The organism is Labilibaculum antarcticum (genome assembly GCF_002356295.1).
Lineage (GTDB): Bacteria > Bacteroidota > Bacteroidia > Bacteroidales > Marinifilaceae > Labilibaculum > Labilibaculum antarcticum.
In genome coordinates, this window is sequence record NZ_AP018042.1 from 5,526,962 (window position 1) to 5,547,250 (window position 20,289).

A 20,289-nucleotide genomic window follows, 5' to 3' on the forward strand; every position below is an offset into this window, starting at 1 on the left:
GATTATGAGGTGTTAGATTCTAGATCTGAGAAAAAATTACAGCATCACTTTTTTGGGTTTTCTGTCTACAGTATATAAACCCCAATGCTTTTCTGCTCCTAGCGCATTCGCAGTTTCTCCTTTCCAATCTTCGTCAAAAGCCTCAAAAAAGAAGGTTGTAATGTTCATTTCGGAAGACCATTTCATCAGGTCATTATAATATTGTTTCTGCTTTTCTTCGCTGGCTCTTTCTCCAAATTCAGAGGCTGCTGTCGCCCATCCTGCTTCGGTGATTACAATCTTGCTGTCAGGAAGTGCATTTCTAACTTTTTGTACATTTTCAATGGTATAAGACATCGCCTCGTTAATGTCTTTGCCTTCCCAAACAGGATAAACATGAATTGAAATAAAATCGACTGTCTTCGCTAATGTTTGCCCCTTAGCAGCCCACCACTCGTAATTATCAGCAACAGTAACGGGTTGTTGAATTGCCTTCTGAACTTTCTGCACATAGGAAATAATTGAATCTGTATCTACCTTGTGATCGTTCCATTCAACCAAAGCTTCATTGCCAACATTAACAGCAATTACTGATTCGGAATATTTTGTAGCCAAACGAATTCCTTCTTGTATTTCCTTCTGGTTTGCAATGGCGTTTTGCGCTAAAACGTCAGCTGGAATTGGTTCCGTTAACCATTCACAAGTTTCATGAGCACTCAATTCTGCTTTTAACCAAATGCCCAACATTACTTTAATGTCAAGCTTATTTTCTTCAATTATTTGAAGTACAGCTTCCGAATTTTCACCCGAATCGTACAAACGAATCAAATTGAAAAGTGAATCATGAGAGATAATCTGAAGGTCTTCAAGAATCTGTTCATCGCTTGGATTAACGGCTCCTTCTCCTCTATCGGGATGCTGACCTGTTCTAAAACCAGAATAGCAAACCGCCTTCGAAACTCCATTTAATAAGTCTTTACTAGTTTGCTTAATTTCTATCTTAGTTGTCTTGGTTGAATCTAAATCTTTTTGAGACACTTTCTTTTCATTTTTACAGGATATCAACATGATTGAAATCACCAAAGTGATCATCATGCCAGTATTCCTTTTAATTAGTCGTGAGTTTTTCATCCTTGTATAGATTGCGAGCTTGTGTTCAATTATAATTCTGTGTATATTTTTCGCATCACCTTTTTTGGTTTTCGATCGACCGTAAAAAGGCCCCAATGTTTTTCCGGTTCCATGGGTTCCTGAGATCCTTTCCATGGCTCATCAAAAGCCTCGAAAACAAAAGTTAGAACCTCTTCTTTCTCGCTCCAACCGATCAAATCATTGTAATAAATTTCCTGTAAATCCTGACTCACATTTTCAGACGAAATACCTCTTCCGTTAGAGTTGGTTGCCCAACCAGCTTCGGTAATCACAACTGGTTTGTGAGGATACTTATCGGCTACACTGTAATAATTTTGCTTGGTGTATTCCATTGCCTCATGAATATTTTTATATTCCCACACCGGATAAGTATGAATGGATATGAAATCAACTTCATCAACCAGAGCTTTCAATTTATCGAGCCATGGCGCATAATTTTCACAAAATGTAACAGGTTGCTTCGCTCCTGCTTTAATCATGCGAACATACTTAATCACACTTTCCATTGGCACGTAATGATCTGACCAGTTAACCAATGCTTCATTCCCTGCCGATAAGGAAAAAATAATTTCAGGATATTGATTGGCCAATTTAATTAGCTTATAAATCTGAGTCTGATTTCGCTCCTTGTTTTGGATCAATTCCTCTTCGGAATATGAACCTCCCCACGGACAACCAAAATTATTCATCTCCGCACCTATGTAGGCACCTAACATTACTTTAAAATCGAGCTTTTCTTTTCGAATCACCTCCAAAACAAGATCTGTTTGCTCATCGCAATCATATAATCGAAGATATTTCCAATGATCATGTAGGATTAAAAGATCCTCTTTTATTTGCTCGTAAGTTGGATAAACACCCGTATCCGGGCTCTGTCCTTCTCTGAAACCCGAATAACAAATCGCTTTTCCAGGTTCTATAGTAAGTGGTTCGTTTCTATTCATTCTGATGTGGCTAGTGTGGTTTTGTTTTTGCAAATCAACTTATTGGGCAAACTTTAGCTTCTCATTCTTATCCCAAATTCCCCAGGAAGCTCCTACGTCCCCTTCGTCATCTGTCTTCCAGGTCTCATCGAAAGATGAGAAGTAAAAAACATCAATATCATCTTGTTTTGACCACAATTGCGTGTTGATAAAATATTTAAGGGCATTTACAGTAGACGGTTCCGCACCATAAAAATTCTCACCAACATTAGGCCAACCTGTTTCGGTAATAATTACTTTTTTTCCCTTTCCAGCTTGTAATGCACGATTGTACATGTCTTTCATATACAAATAAGACTGTTCCAAACTACAACCTTCCCAAAAAGGATAACAATTGGCTAATATCACATCACAAGCTTCTGTTATTTTTGGACGGTTGCCAAATTCGTAGTAAGCATCAACATATCCGACAGTAATTCCCGGAAGTGCTTTTTTCACCCTATAGATGTAATCCAATAATTGATCTTCAGTTAAATCCTCCCGATAAAGCACCTCGTTTCCAACCGCAACAATATCGGCATAACCGGCTTTAGCAACTTCAATCAGATTAGTGATTTCCTGTTCGTTAATGCTTTTGTATTTTCCCAACCAAGCTCCAACCATGGTTTTCATCCCATTTTCTTTGGCAATTTTGGGAATCAATTCATTGCCTTCGGTACAAGAAAATGATCTAACCCATTTGCTATGTGGCTTGATAATATCAATTCTTCTTCTAATTTGCTCCTCGCTCAGCTCAGTTCCAGGCTCTTGCCCTTCCTCGTATGGACTAAAACATAATCCGTGCATGCCATTATTCAACAATTTATTGTACAGAGAGACTAATTGATCTTCCGTTTTACCGGAAAGATCCATTCCGGCAAGAGACATTAAATATTCACTTCTTACTGACATCGGTTTAAGTTTATTAGGTTAGAGTTTAAGGCAATCTGTACAATCACAATCGTGTTTTGTGAGTACAGATAGTATCAATTATTATTTTCTGCCGATTGAAAAATCAATTCTCTCCACTTCTCCACTTCGATTAAAAATCAAAGCACTTGTCTCCCCATCTATTGTATTACTTGGAATCACTTTCGTTTCTCCATTTTTAAATGCAATTGTAATTTGATTTTTTTCTGCGGAAGTATAGATTACAGGAACCTTGCAGTAAGTAAACGCCAACTGACCGCTATGAATAGCAATTTCTTTCTCCTGTTTATTCACATCATAGTAAACAAATAACTCCTCATGATTCAACATCTCCTGATCGTTAAACAAAGAGGTGCCAAATACGATCTCACCCTTTCTAACCTGAATTCCCAGTTCTGCAATTCTTGATATAAAATCTTCTTTTACCTGACCTGTCATGCCTGGTTGTTGAGCACCGGCATGTGAAGGTGTGTGAGAATATGCATCTGTCGGAAAGGCTCCGTATAATTTCGGTGATTTATACAATCCAATACCTGCTTTAATTTCGTAGTAATGATCCTTGATTTTACCAATTACCACTGGATCAGCTCCCTGTGCGATGGCATTAAAATAGCTTTCCTGTGTGGCAAGCAATAGTTTCGAAACCATGTGCCAATAAATACTACCCAAACCTTCAAATCCATAAAAAGTACCAGAACGGCCGGTAAATGACTGATGATCAAACATCTCTTCAAAAATACCCAGCACCTTCTTTTTGTCCTCTTCAACAAGCTGTCCGTATTTATTTGTGTTCAGATTGTTAATGGCATCTTCCAAAACCTGAGCATTCCTAAATGTGCCATTAAAATGATAGCCTCCTAAATTATCTACATTCAGAATTGAAGGATCCTGATCAGCAATTAGCTGAGATAATAATTTAGACTCTTTCACTTGTTTGGCAGGGATGTTATTCTTTTCTGCAAAAAGAGGTAGCTGTCTGTTTGGATAAAGAAAGTAACTGTATTGATCTTGTCTGAACAATGCGCTTGCCTTTAATGAATCCAGTATATCGAGACTTTCGTCTGCCGATAAATAGCCAGAGCTTAAAACAGCAACCTGTCCTTCGAGCATTTCATATAAATAACGAACCGAAACAGTTTTATCAGTAAATGAGATCAGATTGTAAGCATGATAAAGACCATCCTCACGTTTGTTTACTTTAATGGATTGATCCATATAAACCAAAGCCAAATTGGTGAAATCGAGCAATTCGCTCACCTTCATTGTTTTTTTCACTCCTGAAAAAGAATTGGCATAAATTCCATTTCGGTAAGTCGTTCCTGCTTCGCCCAAAACATCGGCAAAACGGCGTCTGTCTTCATCCGAAAATCCTTTTTCCAATAGAGATGCATTTTCAGTAAACAGATTAAAAATGCTATCGAGTAAAGTTTTTACCTCTTCAGAAATGCGAATTTCCTCAACGGATATATCATTAAATTTAATGGTCCAAAACTTCAGGAATCTTCTTAGGTAACACAAAGTAACCATCGAAACTCCATTGCCCACCAAGGCATTGTTAGCGTCGTTCCATTCGGGGCGTTGAGTATTCAACCAGATACCCGCTTCAGGAATAAAATTGCTCAATTTGGCCAATAATGTTACCAATATCTTTTCGGTAAGATTCACCTCATACAATTGATCGCCTCCATTTGTCAGCATTCGGGCATCAGCTCCAATTTGCTCTACCCTGCTTCGAATCTGATCATTTAGAGCAAAATCAAACTCAATGGTATCCTTTGGATTTTTTACAATATCCTTATAAGATTTAATTCGATACGGTACATTTGCGTACACAAAATTCTCTTTCGAAAGCATCTCATCTAATTTCTGTGGATGATATTCATTAGATAACTCCAGAAATTTTTGAAGATAGATAACCTGATGATCTCCCCAGTATCCGATATAAGCCCATGGATCATTCGGATCCGGACATTCCCAATCAATTCCCTCTCGTGTTATCCTGTATGGGTTATAACCATCAGCAGTAGATGCATTTACAAATTTGCCAATCATTCCCTCAATGAATTCAGGATACGACAAGCCTAAAGCTTCCCAGTTTTGAAAGATATCTCGCCAGTTTCCCTGATAAGTAAGTTTTGGTGAACCATCATCATTTTTTGTTTCGATAGAAAACTGGTTCCATGGCCGACTTGGATCTCCATGTCTTCTGCTGAATGTTAGCGGAAGATATTCATAACAGATTCTAATCAAATCAGAATTGCCGGTTTTTTCGGCCAGTTGATTCAATTCAGCATAGGTGATTTTTGATGGCAATTGATCAATCCACGCTTCAAATTTCTTAGCAAGCAATTTATTGGTTTGATAAACGAAAAGCTTAAAATCAGCTGATCCAACAAGGTAATTATCAGTAAAAATACCTCCACGCATCACATTAAAAAGCGTATTCGAAAAGTGACGGGCATAAGCTAAATCATCATTTCCCATTTGCAAACCATCGGCGTCGGCAACAATTTGAATCAAATTCTTTGTACCTAATGCAATATCATTGGATACCAATTCGAATATGTTCTTTTCAGTATTGATAAAATTATTTAGATTGGCAACATCAGCACTAGTTTGATTTACTTCTGCAACAATGATCCATTCGCGCGAATCTTTTGCTCCCAATTCCAATTCTGCATTCAAAATATAGGCTCCCTTTGTCGCTCTAACATCAAATTCAGCCTCAATTGAAAGACCATCCTTAAAACGATCGAATTGTTTGCTTGATAAAAGAATTTTCCCTTCTTCATCCAATCCATGCGACCATACTGTAGTTGCATTTAATGATTCACTAGGTTCAGCTCTATCAACAGGAATTGAACTCAGCATATATAAACCAAGACCACTTTCTGCAAGCAATTCGCTTTTCTTATAGGCGTCTAATAAATTGCTGTATTCATTCTGAAAATCGTAATCCAAACCGTAAGGGAGAATATTTTCAATACCATCAAGTATCTCAAATTTTACTGCTTCATCGCTTAAATTGCTAACCTTCGATTTTTTTACCCAGCCAAATTTTTCACTGTTGTTCCAGCCGTATTGGAAACTCATTCCCAAATCCAAATTCACCTCTTCGAAAATGACTTTGTTGCCATACATACTCTTATACAAATTTCTTTCGATCTTGTATATATTTCGCAGACCATCAGAGAAAGGTTTCCACAGAAAGGTTTTCTCGTTCTTTTCAACCAGTACAATAGTTTTACTGCCTGTTTTATCTCTGTAATCGTGAATTTTATCAACAGTATAATAAGGGAACAATGCACTATTCCTGTCTTTTCTTCCTGCCGACAAAGAACCATTGCTCGATATGAACATCCAGTGATCGGAATCACTAACTATACTCATAAAGAAGTCTGACATTTGATCAGAATTGCTGATCTTGTAAAACTTTTCATTATGTAGTTCTACGAATTCCCCCTCAACTTCAGCCCTGCTGCAATTCAAACTCGTGTCTCCCAAATAAATGTTATTCTTCTTCATTTTATTTTTAATTGATTCTACTTCAATTCCTTTTTATAGTAAAAACTTCTGTTTTTTATATTTTAAAGCTCACAATCGGACTCTTCCGATCTAAGCATTCATTATTCTTTTACAAGGATCAATTCCAATTCTTCCAAAGATTTGCCTTTGGTTTCGGGCAACATGAAAAAGACAAATACAAGTCCTATGGCACCAAAAATTCCATAAATCAAAAATGTTGTTGCATTGCCAAAATTGATCTGCTCCCATGGGAAAACAAGCTGAACGAGAAAACTGATTCCTGAGTTTATTAAGCCAACAAATGAAATGGCTAAACCCCGAACACGGTTCGGAAATAATTCTGAAAAAAGAACCCACATAACCGGTCCAATTGAAACAGCGAAAGAGGCTACAAAACCAAGAATACCTATCAGAACCAACCAAGGATTGATACTAATTGCTTTCGAGATAAAATCGGTCTGATGTTCCTTGAAGGTTTGTTCACTAAGGCAAGCCTTTAGAGCTTCATTAAATTCTACATCGCTATTGTAAACAATGTTTTCCATGGAAGTAATATCCTCGGAACCGGCAATTAACGAGCATTCCTGAATATTTTTCGCAGTAAGTTGATAGGTTGCCTGCCCAAATCCTGAAGACAGAATAAACATGGAAATTGCAATGCCGCTTAATCCAAAAATCAAAAGTGGCTTTCTTCCAACACGGTCGACTAACCATATTGCAAAAAGTGTAAATATCAGATTGATCAGGCCAACTAAAATTGCCTGAGAAAATGAAGCATCGGTACCAATACCGGTTTGTTCAAAAATCATAGGAGCATAAAAGAATACTGAATTGATACCGGTAATTTGTTGCGTAACCGCAATCACAATACCAATCAGCAACACCAATTTCATGGAGGGCTTAAACAGCTCTTTAAAAGATACTTTTTCCTTTTGTGGGGATGATTTAATGCTTTTAGTAATGGATTTCAGTTGAATTTCCGCTTCCTCAGCACCCAGAGATTTTGTCATAACCACTAAGGCTTCATCATCCAAACCATTCATGGCTAACCATCTAGGACTACGGGGAACAAAATTCAGAGATACAAAATATATAATTGCAGGCAAGGCTTCCAGACCTAACATCCAACGCCAATTGAAAGTACTAAACTGTAAGAATTCAGCCCAGCCTGCATTTGATTTTCCCAATTGCAAAATCATGTAATTTGTGAAAAAAGCAACCGTAATACCTAACACAATATTCAATTGATTAAAGGAAACCATAGTTCCCCTTAATTTAGAAGGTGCAATTTCGGCAATGTATACAGGTGCAATAATTAATGAAGCACCAACACCAAAACCACCAAGCATTCTAGCAACTACTAAAAACAAAAAATTGGGTGCAAAGGCAGATCCTATTGCTGAAAGAAAATATAATGCTGCTGCATATTTAAGTATTGTTCTTCTTCCGAATTTGTCGCTTAACGGGCCTGCCATCATCATTGCCAAGGTTGCGGTCAATGTTAAACAACTAACTGCCCATCCTAATTGAATTTTAGTCAAATCGAATTGAGGTTCAATAAATTTCACAACGCCCGATATAACCGAGGCATCAAATCCCATTAAAAAACCACCTAATGCAACTATGAGCGAAACAAAAACGGTATATCTTAAATTCATAAATTCGATTTTACAATTAACAATTATTTAGCTTAATCAGTAATAACTAATTTTATTTTTTCTGATATATCCTTACATAATCCACTTCCATTGATTGAGGAAATGCACTATCATCTATTCCTTCTTCACCACCCCAAGCGCCACCGACAGCAACATTTAATATCAAAGAAAAGGGTTTTGTGTAAGGCCATTTTGATACGCCCAAACCTTCGTTTTTGTATTCAAAATAAAATTGATCATCAACATAGGCCCTCATTACTTCAGGCGTCCATTCCCAGATATAGGAATGAAATTTTTCAGCCACATCGGATATATGTATCGTATCGGTTTGCTGTGTGTTAATTTGCCATTGGTAATCTTTAGAGTGGGCGGAAGCGTGAATTGTGCCTAAATTATGTCCAACATGCTCCATGATGTCTATTTCACCAATATTTGGCCAATCTCCATCTTTAAAAGACCAGTCTGCAGGCATCATCCAGATAGCCGACCAAGTACCTCTTCCCTTAGGGAGTTTGGCGTTCACCTCAATTTTTCCGCAAAGCCAATTTTCTTTTGAATTTAAACGGGCAGATGTATACTCCTTGCCTTCGCACTGTTCTTTTAATGCAATGATGTTGAGAACACCATCTTCAACCCAGGCATTTTCTTTCTTTGCTATTGTATAATGTTGAGCTTCGCTGTTTCCCCAACCTTCTAAATTTCCTTCTGTATCGTAAATCCATTTTGTTGAATCAGGCAAGCCTGTATAATCAAATTCATCGCTCCAAACCAATTGATAATTGTCGGAATCGCCTTCACTTTTATCCGAAGTTTTAGATTTCTTCGAATTGCAAGAAGACAAGAGAAATATTGTCCCCAATAGTAGGATGGTATTTTTTAGTGGCATAATGTATGTGTTATGAAATTCTTTGTTTACTGATATACCCTAACGTAATCAATCTCCATGCTTTGAGGAAAAATAGCATTGTCGATTCCCTGTGCTCCGCCCCAATCTCCACCGACAGCCACATTCAAAATAAAGAATTGAGCATTGTCAAAGGGCCAATTGTCAGCCGTTTTAACAGATGGTGCATAAGTATGAGTTATATTGTCAGGAGTGTCGATATAGAAAACCATCTCATTCGAATCCCATAAAAGTCCGTAAATATGAAATTCTTCTTCAGCAGTTGAAAGTGTGACACTGCTGCCATCACCATTAGAACCAAAACCAGCAGTTGTGTGAACTGTAGCATGAACAACATCAGGTTCGTAACCTACATATTCCATGATATCAATTTCACCACATGCAGGCCATCCAGCTGTATTTATATTTTCGCCCAACATCCATATAGCAGGCCATATTCCAGTACCTGCAGGTAATTTGGCACGAATTTCCATTCGTCCATAGGTAAAACTCTGTTTTCCTTTTGAGACCATACGAGTAGATGTATAAGATCCCGCTACTTTATTGTCATTTACTTTTTTTGCTGTGATGATCAGCTTCCCATCTGCAACTTCTGCATTATCGCCGTTGGTGTAATTCTGCAATTCGTTGTTTCCCCATCCACCAGCTCCGGTTTCAAAGGTCCAATAATCTGTATTTACTGAAGATTCATCAAATTCATCTGACCATGCAAGTGTCATATTATTCAAATAGTCCGGATCGTCTTGAGCAATACTTATCTGTTTTGTCAGAACTTTTTCAAAGTCACCCTTATAAACATGCAATTCCACATCATAAATACCAGCTTTGGGTAAATAAATTTCAGTCTCATTAATATTATCTCCAGTGATCTCATTGTGATTGTACGTCCATGAAATATGATCATAATCGCCCTGGGTCGTGTTATTTAATGTTACAAAATTTGGTTTTGCACTATTTATTAAAAAAGTAAAATCAGCAACAAAAACGTCATTTTCAATACTGATAGTCTTGCTTGTACTCTTATTATTCGACAACTCATTGTCAAGTCCCCAAAGGGTTAACTTTACATTATAATCTCCTTTTTCTGAGTAGAAAACGGTATAATCTTTTGTATTTGCACGTTCCTTTTCAGAAACCTCTCCATTTCCAAAATCCCACTGCATAAATAGATACGCACCTGTACTTGTATTTGAGAATACAATCTTATTTGCATCATTCGCGTCTTCACTAAAAGTGAAATCAGGAGCATACGTTTCTTCATCATCATTTTTGCTGCATGACAGTAATGCAGACACAAATAGTATAGACAAGAATATCTTAACGAGTGTAAGTGTGCGGAATATTTTCATAGATGCTATTTACTTTAATCCAAAAAATAATTTTTACTTAAAAAAGACGTTGCACACCAAGTAACAATTCAATATGCAACGTCTAATTTCTTTTTTATCTAATAATGAGAGTTATTTAATTTACTCTCCCAGACTTGACACCTTCAACGTGAGGACCTGCCAATTCATCGAAATAGAATTCATGCACACCTGATCCAACTCCAGGATTCAACATGATTCGTATAATATTATAGAAATCATGATTAAAATTATCGTCAGTAGTTACATCTCCAGTAAAAATATCACCAGTCCAATCAAAACCTGCACCAACACCAGCGAAATCGTACTCAACTACTTCCCATGTGTTATCTGCTTGAATAGTATAGGTCAATTCTACACCTGTTTGCCATGCATTACCACCACGATCGGTATTTTCAAGTTTAAGCAATACAACATCGCCGGCTTTACCATACACTTTTAATTTAAATACAGATTGCAAACGAAGATCAAATCTAAAACCCGCAGATAATTTTAGATTAGCATTTGCCCATTCATTATTTTCTTTAGAATAAAATGCAACTTTGCTACTTCTATTAGGATAAATTGCATCAGGATTATCTACAATATTCAAAGCACAATTTTCTCCCAGTACAGGTGCTAATTCAACCTCAGAGAAGTCGTTATACATCACCATTTCATCCAAAATAAACTCTACGTAATCAGGATGATGCTCAGCAACGTCAACTATTTGTGATGTAGTAAAATCACCAGCTGAAGACATAACCACTACCGTTACATTATAAGCACCTTTGCGCATATAGGTGTGCTCAATTGAAGCGGTATAATCTCCTTCTTCCATAACAGCAGAACCATCACCAAAATCAACAGTATATCCACTAACAGAATTGCCTGCAGGAATTACGACATCAGCTAAGCTTGCAACATAAACATTTGGACCAGTACCAGCTTCTACACTGGCAGAAAAAGTCACAGTCGGTTTTACGTAGCCCTCTGGAATAAAAGTCAATGCCTGAGCAAACCCTTCTCCTCCTTTAAAGTATAAGGTCAAACTGTTTTCAGTAATTTCCACGATTTCATATTTACCATCTACAGCCCTACAATCCCACATTGGGAAAAGAGGTTTTCCATCGCTGGAAACTATTGACAGAAAATCCCCTTCATCCGAAAAGTCAAACATAAAAGTACCAGGAGCTGGAGCTGGATAATCAACTTTATAATCACTATCAACTAATAATTGATTACTATAGTTGGCATCATCCTTATAGGCTGTACGCACATAACTGTCGCCATTATTATCATACTTAAATAAAAAACCATTGATGTTAAAAGTGATTTTATCATCATACATCCCAGAAGCAGATTTTGAATTTGGTACAGCTCCCAAAGACAACCATTCGTAAGGGTTAGCATAAGTTGGACCGATTCCAACATGTCCGTTAGCTAATGAATCTAACACCCAAGTTTTACCATTTAAAGCTTCAGTACCTCCAGTCAGGTTAATAATCTTAGGATCAGTAAAAATTGCATAATTGGTTTCTGTGGTTACTTGCACTTTCGAAATAGAAGTGCTACCACCTTTAGTAATTACAGTCATAATGATGGTATAATCTCCAGGAAGAGGATAACTAACTTGAACCTCATCTCCTTCTTTTTTAACACCATTACCCAAATCCCATTTTACAATTGCGGTAACATTAGAAGTATTAGTCAATACATAAGTAAAGGCATCATCCCCTGGAGTAATAGTAAAGGACAGATCTTCTGCCATTAGGTTTTCAGGTGTACTGTATTCGTCTGGAGTACAGGACACAGCAACAACTAAAAGCAAAATAAAATATAATATTTTTTTCATAATTTGAATTTTAAATAATTACCGAATAAGTTTTAAAATTGATTCATCATTTTACATGATTTAATTCTAAACCTATTAATAACCATCGTTTTGCTCTAACTTATAGTTCGAAAGCGCAATTTCCGTTGAAGGAATTGGCCAAAATCCTCTGGCTGCTGAATTAACAGCTGAGTTGTAAATACCTCCTAAATTGGTTGCATTAACTGCGCTTTCAAGTACAGGCATACCTCTTCGAAGTAAATCCCAATATCTCATTCCTTCCAAGGCAAACTCTAATTTTCTTTCTTCAAAAATTTGAGCTAAAGTCACCGAACCAACAGGAGAATACGATTCAAAAGCACGAGCTCTAACTTTGTTGTAATGAATAGCTGCTGTGGCATTCGAACCAATGTGAAACTCCATTTCGGCAGCCATCAACAAAACATCAGAATAACGTATTGAGATGTAATTTTGAGGGAAATTTAGTTGCTCTTGCCCAACATCAGGAACCTGACTTTTAAGACCTGCATACTTTTTGTTCATATAACCCGTATACTGATCGGCCTCTTCAAAGTTGCCGGCTCCCAATTCATCGACCATATCGAGCAAAGTATAATCACGTCGAAGATCGCCATCCTCGTAAGAATTGTATAGTTGCTGTGTTGCTGGAGAAAATCCCCATCCTGAATAATATTCAGAATCAGAACTCGTACCTCGAGGACCTACAAAAACAACCATTTTATTACCAATATCGAAAGGAGCGTTATACCACTGCCATCCTTCACCTTGGTTTGAAAATTGCACTTCAAAAATTCCTTCTATGGAATTCTCAACCCATGAATCAGTAAATTCAGAGTGTCCCCAAAGGTTTCCAAAATCAGGTAAAAGATCAGCACCACTATCGGAGATTATTTCATTTAGGTAAGTTAAAACTTCAGCACCAGTAACATCACCAGGCATAGTTGAACTTGCATTTTTATTACCATATACACCATCATAAAAAAGGTACATTCTAGCTAATAAAGCTCTTGGAGCCCATTCTGTAACTCTACCCTTTTCGTCATTACTGTAGGTAACATCTTTTAAATAGGTAATAGACATTTCCAAATCGCTTGCGATTTGAGCATACACTTCATCTACAGGAGCTGCAGCTTGTGAATACTCCGAAGTTGCAAGAGTTTTTGTAATCAAAGGTACATTCTCGAAAGTACGAACCAAGTTGGCGTAATAATAGGCTCTTAAGAAAAGAGCTTCGCCCTTGTATTGTGTCTTCAATTCATCTGACATCTCCGAAGCATCAACCTTTTCTAAAAAGACATTTGCACCATAAACACCAGCGTAATTATCGTTCCACATAGCACTCCACATGCCTTCTGAAGAAGTTGTAATTCCTCTGTCTGCTTTCTTTCCAGAAATACCATCAGTTGCAGATCCTCCTCCACCATAAGCATCATCAGAAACAATATCCATGGTTAGTTGCAAGCTCTCTCCCCAGTTTCTTTGCAATGGTTCATATGCTGCAATTAATGCTCTAAACATATCGTCTTCCGTACGATAGAAACTTTCTTCTGTCTGCTCAGTTACCGGACTCTTTTCGAGATAGTCGTCACAGCCCATGAAAGTAACAGCAAAAAGAAGTATATAAATTATCTTTTTCATTGTTTTTGTTTTATCTGTTAAAATATCTTAGAAAGTAATATTAGCACCTATTGAAAAGACTCTGGCTTGAGGATAGATTCCCTGATCTATACCTGTGTAGAATACATTTCCATTATTTCCAATTTCAGGTTCCAATCCAGAATACTCAGTGAATGTTAATAGATTATCTCCAGAAACATAAATTCTAAATTTCTCAAGATGAAGCTTATCCAGTACTAACTTTGGTAAAGAGTATCCAATCTGAAGATTCTTAAGTCTCAAATAGTCTGCATCTTCAACCATGTAATCTGAAAAGTTACCTCTATTGTTATTAGTGTCACTCCAGGACACCTTAGGTGTTGAGTTTGAAGAACCTTCACCAGTCCATCGGTCTAAAACAGATGTTTGATAATTCGCATTTGGAAGATCGTAACGACGGGTAGCATCAACAATCTGATTGCCAAAAACACCGTACCAGAACATACTTAAATCGAAATTCTTATAGGCGAAATTTAGATTTAAACCAACAGTGAAATCAGGATGTGGATCACCTAGATTGATTCTATCAGCATCATCCATAACACCATCCTTGTTTTGATCGACATAAATTAAATCACCAGGAGTTGCATTAGGTTGATGAGATCCATCAGCACTAACTTGTGCTTGATTTTGATAAATCCCATTTGTTTCCCATCCCCAGAAGTAACCAATAGGCTCACCTTCTTTAGCAATAGTCAGGTTCTTCATACCTGAAGGACCAATATTTACATCACCATAAATAATTCCTTCATCGTTATTAATCTTAGTCATTTCGTTTTTGTTCGCCGAAAAGTTGATAGTTCCTCCGTATGAAAAATCATTAGAATGACCATTGTAGCCTAATAAAGCTTCGAAACCTGTGTTTTGTACAGTTCCTCCGTTAACGGTAGGAGCACTATTTCCAATATATCCTGGAATTGGCGCATCAATTAAAAGGTCTTTTGTTCTTTTATCGTAGTAATCCATGTTCATGTAGAAATTTGAACCCAATCGGATATCAAGTCCTATATCAGTTTGTTCTGAAGTTTCCCACTTCAAATCTGGATTAGCAATTTTAGAAGGAGAAGAACCATTAACAACAGTACCTGCATTAAAATTATAGTTGTGATTGTTTGCTATTGAAGACAAGTATCTGAAATTACCGATATTCTCATTTCCATTTTGTCCCCAACTTGCTCTTACTTTCAGAAAAGTGACTGGTCCTAACTTGTCCTTAATAAAATCCTCTTCAGACATGATCCAACCTGCAGAAACGGAAGGGAAAATTGCATAACGATCATTTGGACCAAATCGAGATGAACCATCACGACGAACAGTTATCGACGCCATATATCTATCTTTAAAGCTATAGTTCGCACGTCCGAACAAGGACAATAAAGAATTTGAATCAAATGTTCCACCTGATGATTTACTTTCAATATTTCCAACATTATCGATATAAGCATAATCAAGACCGCCTATAATCAATTCACTTCCACTACCACTTAGATTCTCATAATTGCTTGTCATTGCTGTTGTTCCTGCAATTACATCAATCTCATGCTCTCCGAAAGTATTGTTATAGTTAATCGTTGTTTCCCAGTTAGTACTGTACCAATTTTTCATGGTTTTACTAACCTTGGTTTTATCGTTCTTGGTAATCGTACTCAACTCATATATTGGAGTATAAACATCCTGCCACTGGTAAGCGTAATCAATACCCAATGAGGTTTTTATTTTTACATGATCTACTACTTTGTATTCTGCATAAATATTACCTACTATTTTATCCGTTTTGTATTCATCATTTAGATAGTACATTGCGGCAATAGGATTTACAATCTCCTGCATGTTACGAATAGGTCTTCCAAATTCACCATTTTCATCCTTAACTACAGCGATAGGATCAATATTAATAGCCTGAGCCAATGGTGAATTGTAAACATTATTAGGATCTACTCCTTGAGAAGTGTAATGAGAATACACCATTGATGTACCTACTTTTAACTTCTTGTCATAAGAAGTATAATCACCCTTTACACGGAAATTAACACGTTCGTAACTCGATTTGTCTTCTGATACAATACCTTCCTGACTAAAGTAAGATAGAGCTGTTGAATACAAAATTTTCTCGTTACCACCGCTCAAAGACAATGTATGACTTTGTATGGGAGCATTTTTTCTGAAAATTTCTTTCTGCCAATCAGTACCTGAACCAATACCTGCCATTTCAGAATCTTGAATCCAATCAGGAGAAGAACTGTCTTTACCAGCATTCAATAATGACTCATTAATAATCATGGCGTAATCCTGTGCCTTCAAAACATCCATTTGTCTTGATGCATTCTGAATACCATAGTAACCATCGTAAGAAAGCTTTGCAGCACCTTGAGTTCCTTGTTTTGTTGTAATAATAACAACACCGTTTGCACCCCTTGCACCATAAATAGCCGAAGCTGAAGCATCTTTCAAAACTTCCATACTACCGATGTCAGTAGAAGCCAAGTAAGAAATATCCCCAACAGGATTGCCATCAATAATATAAAGAGGCTGTGAATTTCCGGTAGTACCAATACCTCTAATATTTACAGATAAGTTTGCACCTGGCTGACCTGAATCCATTGTTACCTGAACTCCTGCAACCTGCCCTTGAAGAGCTTGTTCTGCTCGTTGAATTGGCATCTTTTGTATATCCTCTGCCTTAACAGACGATATAGCACCTGTTACAGAGCTCTTTTTTTGAACACCATAACCAATAACAACGACTTCATCTAAGCCCATACTATCTGTAATCATTACTACGTTGATTACCTCTTGTATTCCTACTATAAATTCCTGAGTCGAAAACCCAACCATAGAAAACACAAGAACATCATCTTCATCAACCTCTATGGAATAGTTTCCATCAAAATCAGTTGAAGTACCAATAGTTGTTCCTTTTACCACTACCGAAGCAAATGGCATGGGTGTACCATCCTCTGCCGAGGAAACGACACCAGTCACAGCATGCCTTTGCGCGAACGTTGTCATGCAAAAGAATGCGAGAAATAAAAACAAGACCGTTTTTTTCATAAAATTAGTTAGTTAAGATTAGAAAATAGTTGGATGCTCTGTTATACAGCTTACACCTACAACGATTGCAATGTAGGCCGAACTTAACAGGCTATCAAAAAAAAGAATACATCACAAACTCAACAGCTCTAAAACACCAATACATCATTACTACATCATCAAGGATATTCAAGGACACATACATCTCTACAACTGGCGTTTAACTTTTATTAACAAGTACAGATTTTCCACACACCGCATACATCAAATAAAAAAAAAGGCTAATGATTTACATCATTAGCCTTTTTTAGATCAGAAAAAACATTTCTAACTATACGTTCAAGATAAAGTCAATTAGATTTTCTTCCCTTGCAATATTAAATTTTTTGCGCAAACGATAGCGACTTATTTCCACTCCACGAACAGAAATATTCATTAGTGGAGCGATTTCTTTTGAGGAAAGGTTCATTCTTAAATAAGCACAAATTCGTAAATCTTTCGGTGTTAATTGCGGATGTAACAATCGAAGTCTTTTCAGGAAATCTTCATGCACCTGATCAAAATGTACTTCGAACTGCTCCCAATCCTGATCGCTATTGAACTCAGAATCGACTGTTTTCATTAATTGCCTCACCTGAACAAGTGCTGTTGGATCTTTAATCTTTTTCAGGGCCTTTTTCAATTCTCCTACTGAATAGGAGAGCACCTCATTTTTATGAATGATATTCATAGTAGATCCGGCCAGTTCACGGGTTTTAAATTCAACTTCGCTGCGCAATTTTTCATTACGGAGTTGCACAATCTCCTTTTCCGAAATAAGTGCCTCTTCCCTAAACTTTTGTTCCTTGAGTCTTAGCTCTTCTTCCTGCTCCTTTTTCAGCTGATTTTGTAAATACTCAATTCGATACCTTATAATGATAATGGTTGCGTAAATGCATAGTAAAACCAGTATAATATATATAACGAATGCAACACGAGATCGATACCACGGAGGTAAAATGGTAAAATGAAATTGATCTTTGACAGAATTAACCCCATACTGATTCTGTGAAACCACTTCAAATACATATTCTCCCTCGGGGAGGTTGGTATATTCCTTTTGCAGAGTATTAGCCCATATTGATGCAGTTTCGTCAAAACCGATTAATTGATATTGGTATTGGGTTAATTCAGAATGGCTAAATTGTGGAGCAGAATACTTGAATCTAACAGCATTGCTTTTATATGGCAATTCAATTCTATTTTCACCCTCCGAATCGAATTGAATCGCTTTGGAATTAGAATAAGTTCCATAATAGATAATAGAATCTTGAGAACCATTTATACGAACCTCCCTAATAAAAGCATGAAAAGCTTGGTTATATTTTTTTACAACAGTTGGCTCATAATGTACAAAACCATTCTCATTCCCAAATAAAACATTTTCCTTATTAATAACACTTACATTCTCGAAAGCAGCAATAAAAGAAGATTTTAAAGGCGCGAACGGTTTTTTAATCATTTCGTACGAGTTATCTACTTGTGACTTTAATAAACCAATGTTCTCTCCTTGAAAAAACCAAACATCCCCATTTTTTTGCTCAACCAATCTATTCGCAGGTTCCTCTCTGCCAAATAAATTATTTAAGTATTGATGAGCTTCAAATCGATCCAATTCTGCAACATATTTATAAAATCCATTGCCACTGGAGAAAACAATTTCATCTCTGAGCCTATGGACATCAATACCTAAATTGGACTGAAAACCATCTTCTTTTCCATAAAATTTAGACTTTATACATTTATCCAATCCCTCATTTAAAAATAAACGATACACACCTTTGTAGCCATGACACATCCAAATAGTATTGTCACTATTCCAAACCATCTCTCTGGATGATTCATTGAAGCCTTCAATTCTCTTAACAAATTTCCATTTATTATTTGTTTGTGCAGATTTTTCGTAAAGAACAAGACCTGTATATGTTCCTCCTATCATGTTATTGGGAAACTCTTTTTTATAAAGATAGTTCCAGCCTCCAGCCACATCAGAAATCAATGTGCCGATTTTTTTATCAATACTAAAGGTTCCTTTGTTGTGTCCGCAAATCAATTCATCATCCACAACTTGTAAACTCCATACCTGACCCGAAGTATTTTTCACCAATTCAAATTCCTCTTCACTATTTACCATGCTCTGTAAAAAGTCCCATTTCCGGGTAAATAAGCCCGTATTTGTTCCCAAATACAAAAATCCTTTATAATATATGGATGCATAACCAGCCCCAACATTCTTATCTTTTGGAAAAACAGAAAGAGGAGAACTAATTTCCAAATAATCGATTCCATTATCCAAACCAACCCACAGATTTTCCTTCTGATCCAGAAACAAACTTAAAACAGTATTATTCTGCAAGCCCTTTTCCGTATTAATATTTTGGATTATTTGTCCCTCCTTATTAATGATGTATAAACCATTTCGTACCGTTCCAAATGCAAACATTGAATCACCTATTGCTAATCCAGTAAATACCTGATTCCTTTTGAATAATTGACTAAGCTCATTGTTCCATGTAGAAATTTGAGTTCCATCATATAAAAACAAGCCATCTAATGCCGTTGCAATCAAAATAGTGTTATTTGAGAAAGGAAGCATACTAACGATTTCTATATTGGCAAACAATTCTCCTCCTTTCAATACATCTAAAGAACTACCATCTAATTTGCAAAGACCTTTTTTCTGTTCCCGGACATAAAACTGATCCCGAACCATAAAACTAAAATGAAATTCATTTTCACTCTGAATTTGGGAAATTACCCCGTCGCGGTAAAAGAATGATTTTTGGAATGAATGGAACAGAATCCCCTTTTTATAGGGGAAAATTTGCCACACTTCTTCAAATTCCCTGTCCTTTTCAGGCAAAAGATCAACAAGAGAATGATAGATTAACTTTCCCTGATTATCAGGCTTTAAATATCCAAATTCATTATAGGCACCAACAAATACTTGCCCCGAACTATCTACTGCCAACGAACGAACAACCGAATTATTCGGCATTGAAATTACACGCCAATTGTTCCCGTCAAATTCCAATACGCCTTCATTGTTAGCAAAATAGAGAAGACCATTAGGCGTTTGAGCAATGTCCCAATTTTGGGTTCCTCCCTTGTATTCGCTTCTATGATGATTTTTTATAAAAGGGATTCCCGTACTCTTCACTTTTGAAGAGACGTGAAGATTAGAAAGGAAAATTAAAAGAAAAATGAGTGAAATTCTTTTCAAGATAAGATCGGTTTTGTTTCGCTGAAATTT

The 20,289-nt window shown here is 36.7% G+C and carries 11 protein-coding genes; all 11 read right to left on the minus strand.

All coding sequences use genetic code 11. The annotated features are described in order from the left end of the window. Positions 1-36: 36 nt before the first annotated feature. On the minus strand, positions 37-1,110 hold the full coding sequence (locus tag ALGA_RS22020; RefSeq protein WP_096433036.1) for a glycosyl hydrolase family 17 protein: 1,074 nt from the start codon (positions 1,108-1,110) through the stop codon (positions 37-39). Positions 1,111-1,139: 29 nt separating this feature from the next. Then, positions 1,140-2,075 (minus strand): glycoside hydrolase family 17 protein, encoded by a 936-nt coding sequence (locus tag ALGA_RS22025; RefSeq protein WP_173804027.1) that lies wholly within the window; start codon positions 2,073-2,075, stop codon positions 1,140-1,142. Between the two features lie 39 nt (positions 2,076-2,114). Continuing rightward, entirely contained in the window at positions 2,115-3,005 is an 891-nt protein-coding gene (locus ALGA_RS22030; protein WP_096433038.1) for a glycoside hydrolase family 17 protein, read from the minus strand. An 81-nt stretch (positions 3,006-3,086) separates the two neighbouring features. Next, the gene (locus ALGA_RS22035) at positions 3,087-6,548 is read right to left on the minus strand and encodes a hypothetical protein (protein ID WP_173804029.1); all 3,462 of its coding nucleotides are present in this window, start codon (positions 6,546-6,548) and stop codon (positions 3,087-3,089) included. A 101-nt stretch (positions 6,549-6,649) separates the two neighbouring features. Next, entirely contained in the window at positions 6,650-8,206 is a 1,557-nt protein-coding gene (locus tag ALGA_RS22040; RefSeq protein ID WP_096433040.1) for a sugar porter family MFS transporter, read from the minus strand. A gap of 52 nt (positions 8,207-8,258) precedes the next feature. Next, positions 8,259-9,092 carry a glycoside hydrolase family 16 protein gene (locus ALGA_RS22045; RefSeq protein WP_096433042.1) on the minus strand — a complete coding sequence of 278 codons (834 nt, stop codon included), beginning with the start codon at positions 9,090-9,092 and terminating at the stop codon, positions 8,259-8,261. Positions 9,093-9,118: 26 nt separating this feature from the next. Next, positions 9,119-10,459, minus strand: coding sequence for a family 16 glycosylhydrolase (locus ALGA_RS23300; RefSeq protein WP_197705650.1), 1,341 nt, complete (start codon positions 10,457-10,459; stop codon positions 9,119-9,121). A 115-nt stretch (positions 10,460-10,574) separates the two neighbouring features. Then, complete coding sequence (locus ALGA_RS22055; RefSeq protein WP_096433044.1) at positions 10,575-12,311, minus strand: PKD domain-containing protein; 1,737 nt, start codon at positions 12,309-12,311, stop codon at positions 10,575-10,577. Positions 12,312-12,386: 75 nt separating this feature from the next. After that, the gene (locus tag ALGA_RS22060) at positions 12,387-13,949 is read right to left on the minus strand and encodes a RagB/SusD family nutrient uptake outer membrane protein (protein ID WP_096433046.1); all 1,563 of its coding nucleotides are present in this window, start codon (positions 13,947-13,949) and stop codon (positions 12,387-12,389) included. Between the two features lie 27 nt (positions 13,950-13,976). After that, on the minus strand, positions 13,977-16,976 hold the full coding sequence (locus tag ALGA_RS22065; protein ID WP_162845516.1) for a SusC/RagA family TonB-linked outer membrane protein: 3,000 nt from the start codon (positions 16,974-16,976) through the stop codon (positions 13,977-13,979). Positions 16,977-17,328: 352 nt separating this feature from the next. Next, complete coding sequence (locus ALGA_RS22070) at positions 17,329-20,259, minus strand: triple tyrosine motif-containing protein (RefSeq protein ID WP_145957700.1); 2,931 nt, start codon at positions 20,257-20,259, stop codon at positions 17,329-17,331. Positions 20,260-20,289: the final 30 nt, after the last annotated feature.

Bases quoted from the DNA above. Each gene is read 5' to 3' on its own strand.
- ALGA_RS22040 (WP_096433040.1), bottom strand. From the start codon at position 8,206: ATGAATTTAAGATATACCGTTTTTGTTTCGCTCATAGTTGCATTAGGT.
- ALGA_RS22035 (WP_173804029.1), bottom strand. From the start codon at position 6,548: ATGAAGAAGAATAACATTTATTTGGGAGACACGAGTTTGAATTGCAGC.
- ALGA_RS22020 (WP_096433036.1), bottom strand. From the start codon at position 1,110: ATGAAAAACTCACGACTAATTAAAAGGAATACTGGCATGATGATCACT.
- ALGA_RS22045 (WP_096433042.1), bottom strand. From the start codon at position 9,092: ATGCCACTAAAAAATACCATCCTACTATTGGGGACAATATTTCTCTTG.
- ALGA_RS22060 (WP_096433046.1), bottom strand. From the start codon at position 13,949: ATGAAAAAGATAATTTATATACTTCTTTTTGCTGTTACTTTCATGGGC.
- ALGA_RS22055 (WP_096433044.1), bottom strand. From the start codon at position 12,311: ATGAAAAAAATATTATATTTTATTTTGCTTTTAGTTGTTGCTGTGTCC.
- ALGA_RS22065 (WP_162845516.1), bottom strand. From the start codon at position 16,976: ATGACAACGTTCGCGCAAAGGCATGCTGTGACTGGTGTCGTTTCCTCG.
- ALGA_RS23300 (WP_197705650.1), bottom strand. From the start codon at position 10,459: ATGAAAATATTCCGCACACTTACACTCGTTAAGATATTCTTGTCTATA.
- ALGA_RS22030 (WP_096433038.1), bottom strand. From the start codon at position 3,005: ATGTCAGTAAGAAGTGAATATTTAATGTCTCTTGCCGGAATGGATCTT.
- ALGA_RS22025 (WP_173804027.1), bottom strand. From the start codon at position 2,075: ATGAATAGAAACGAACCACTTACTATAGAACCTGGAAAAGCGATTTGT.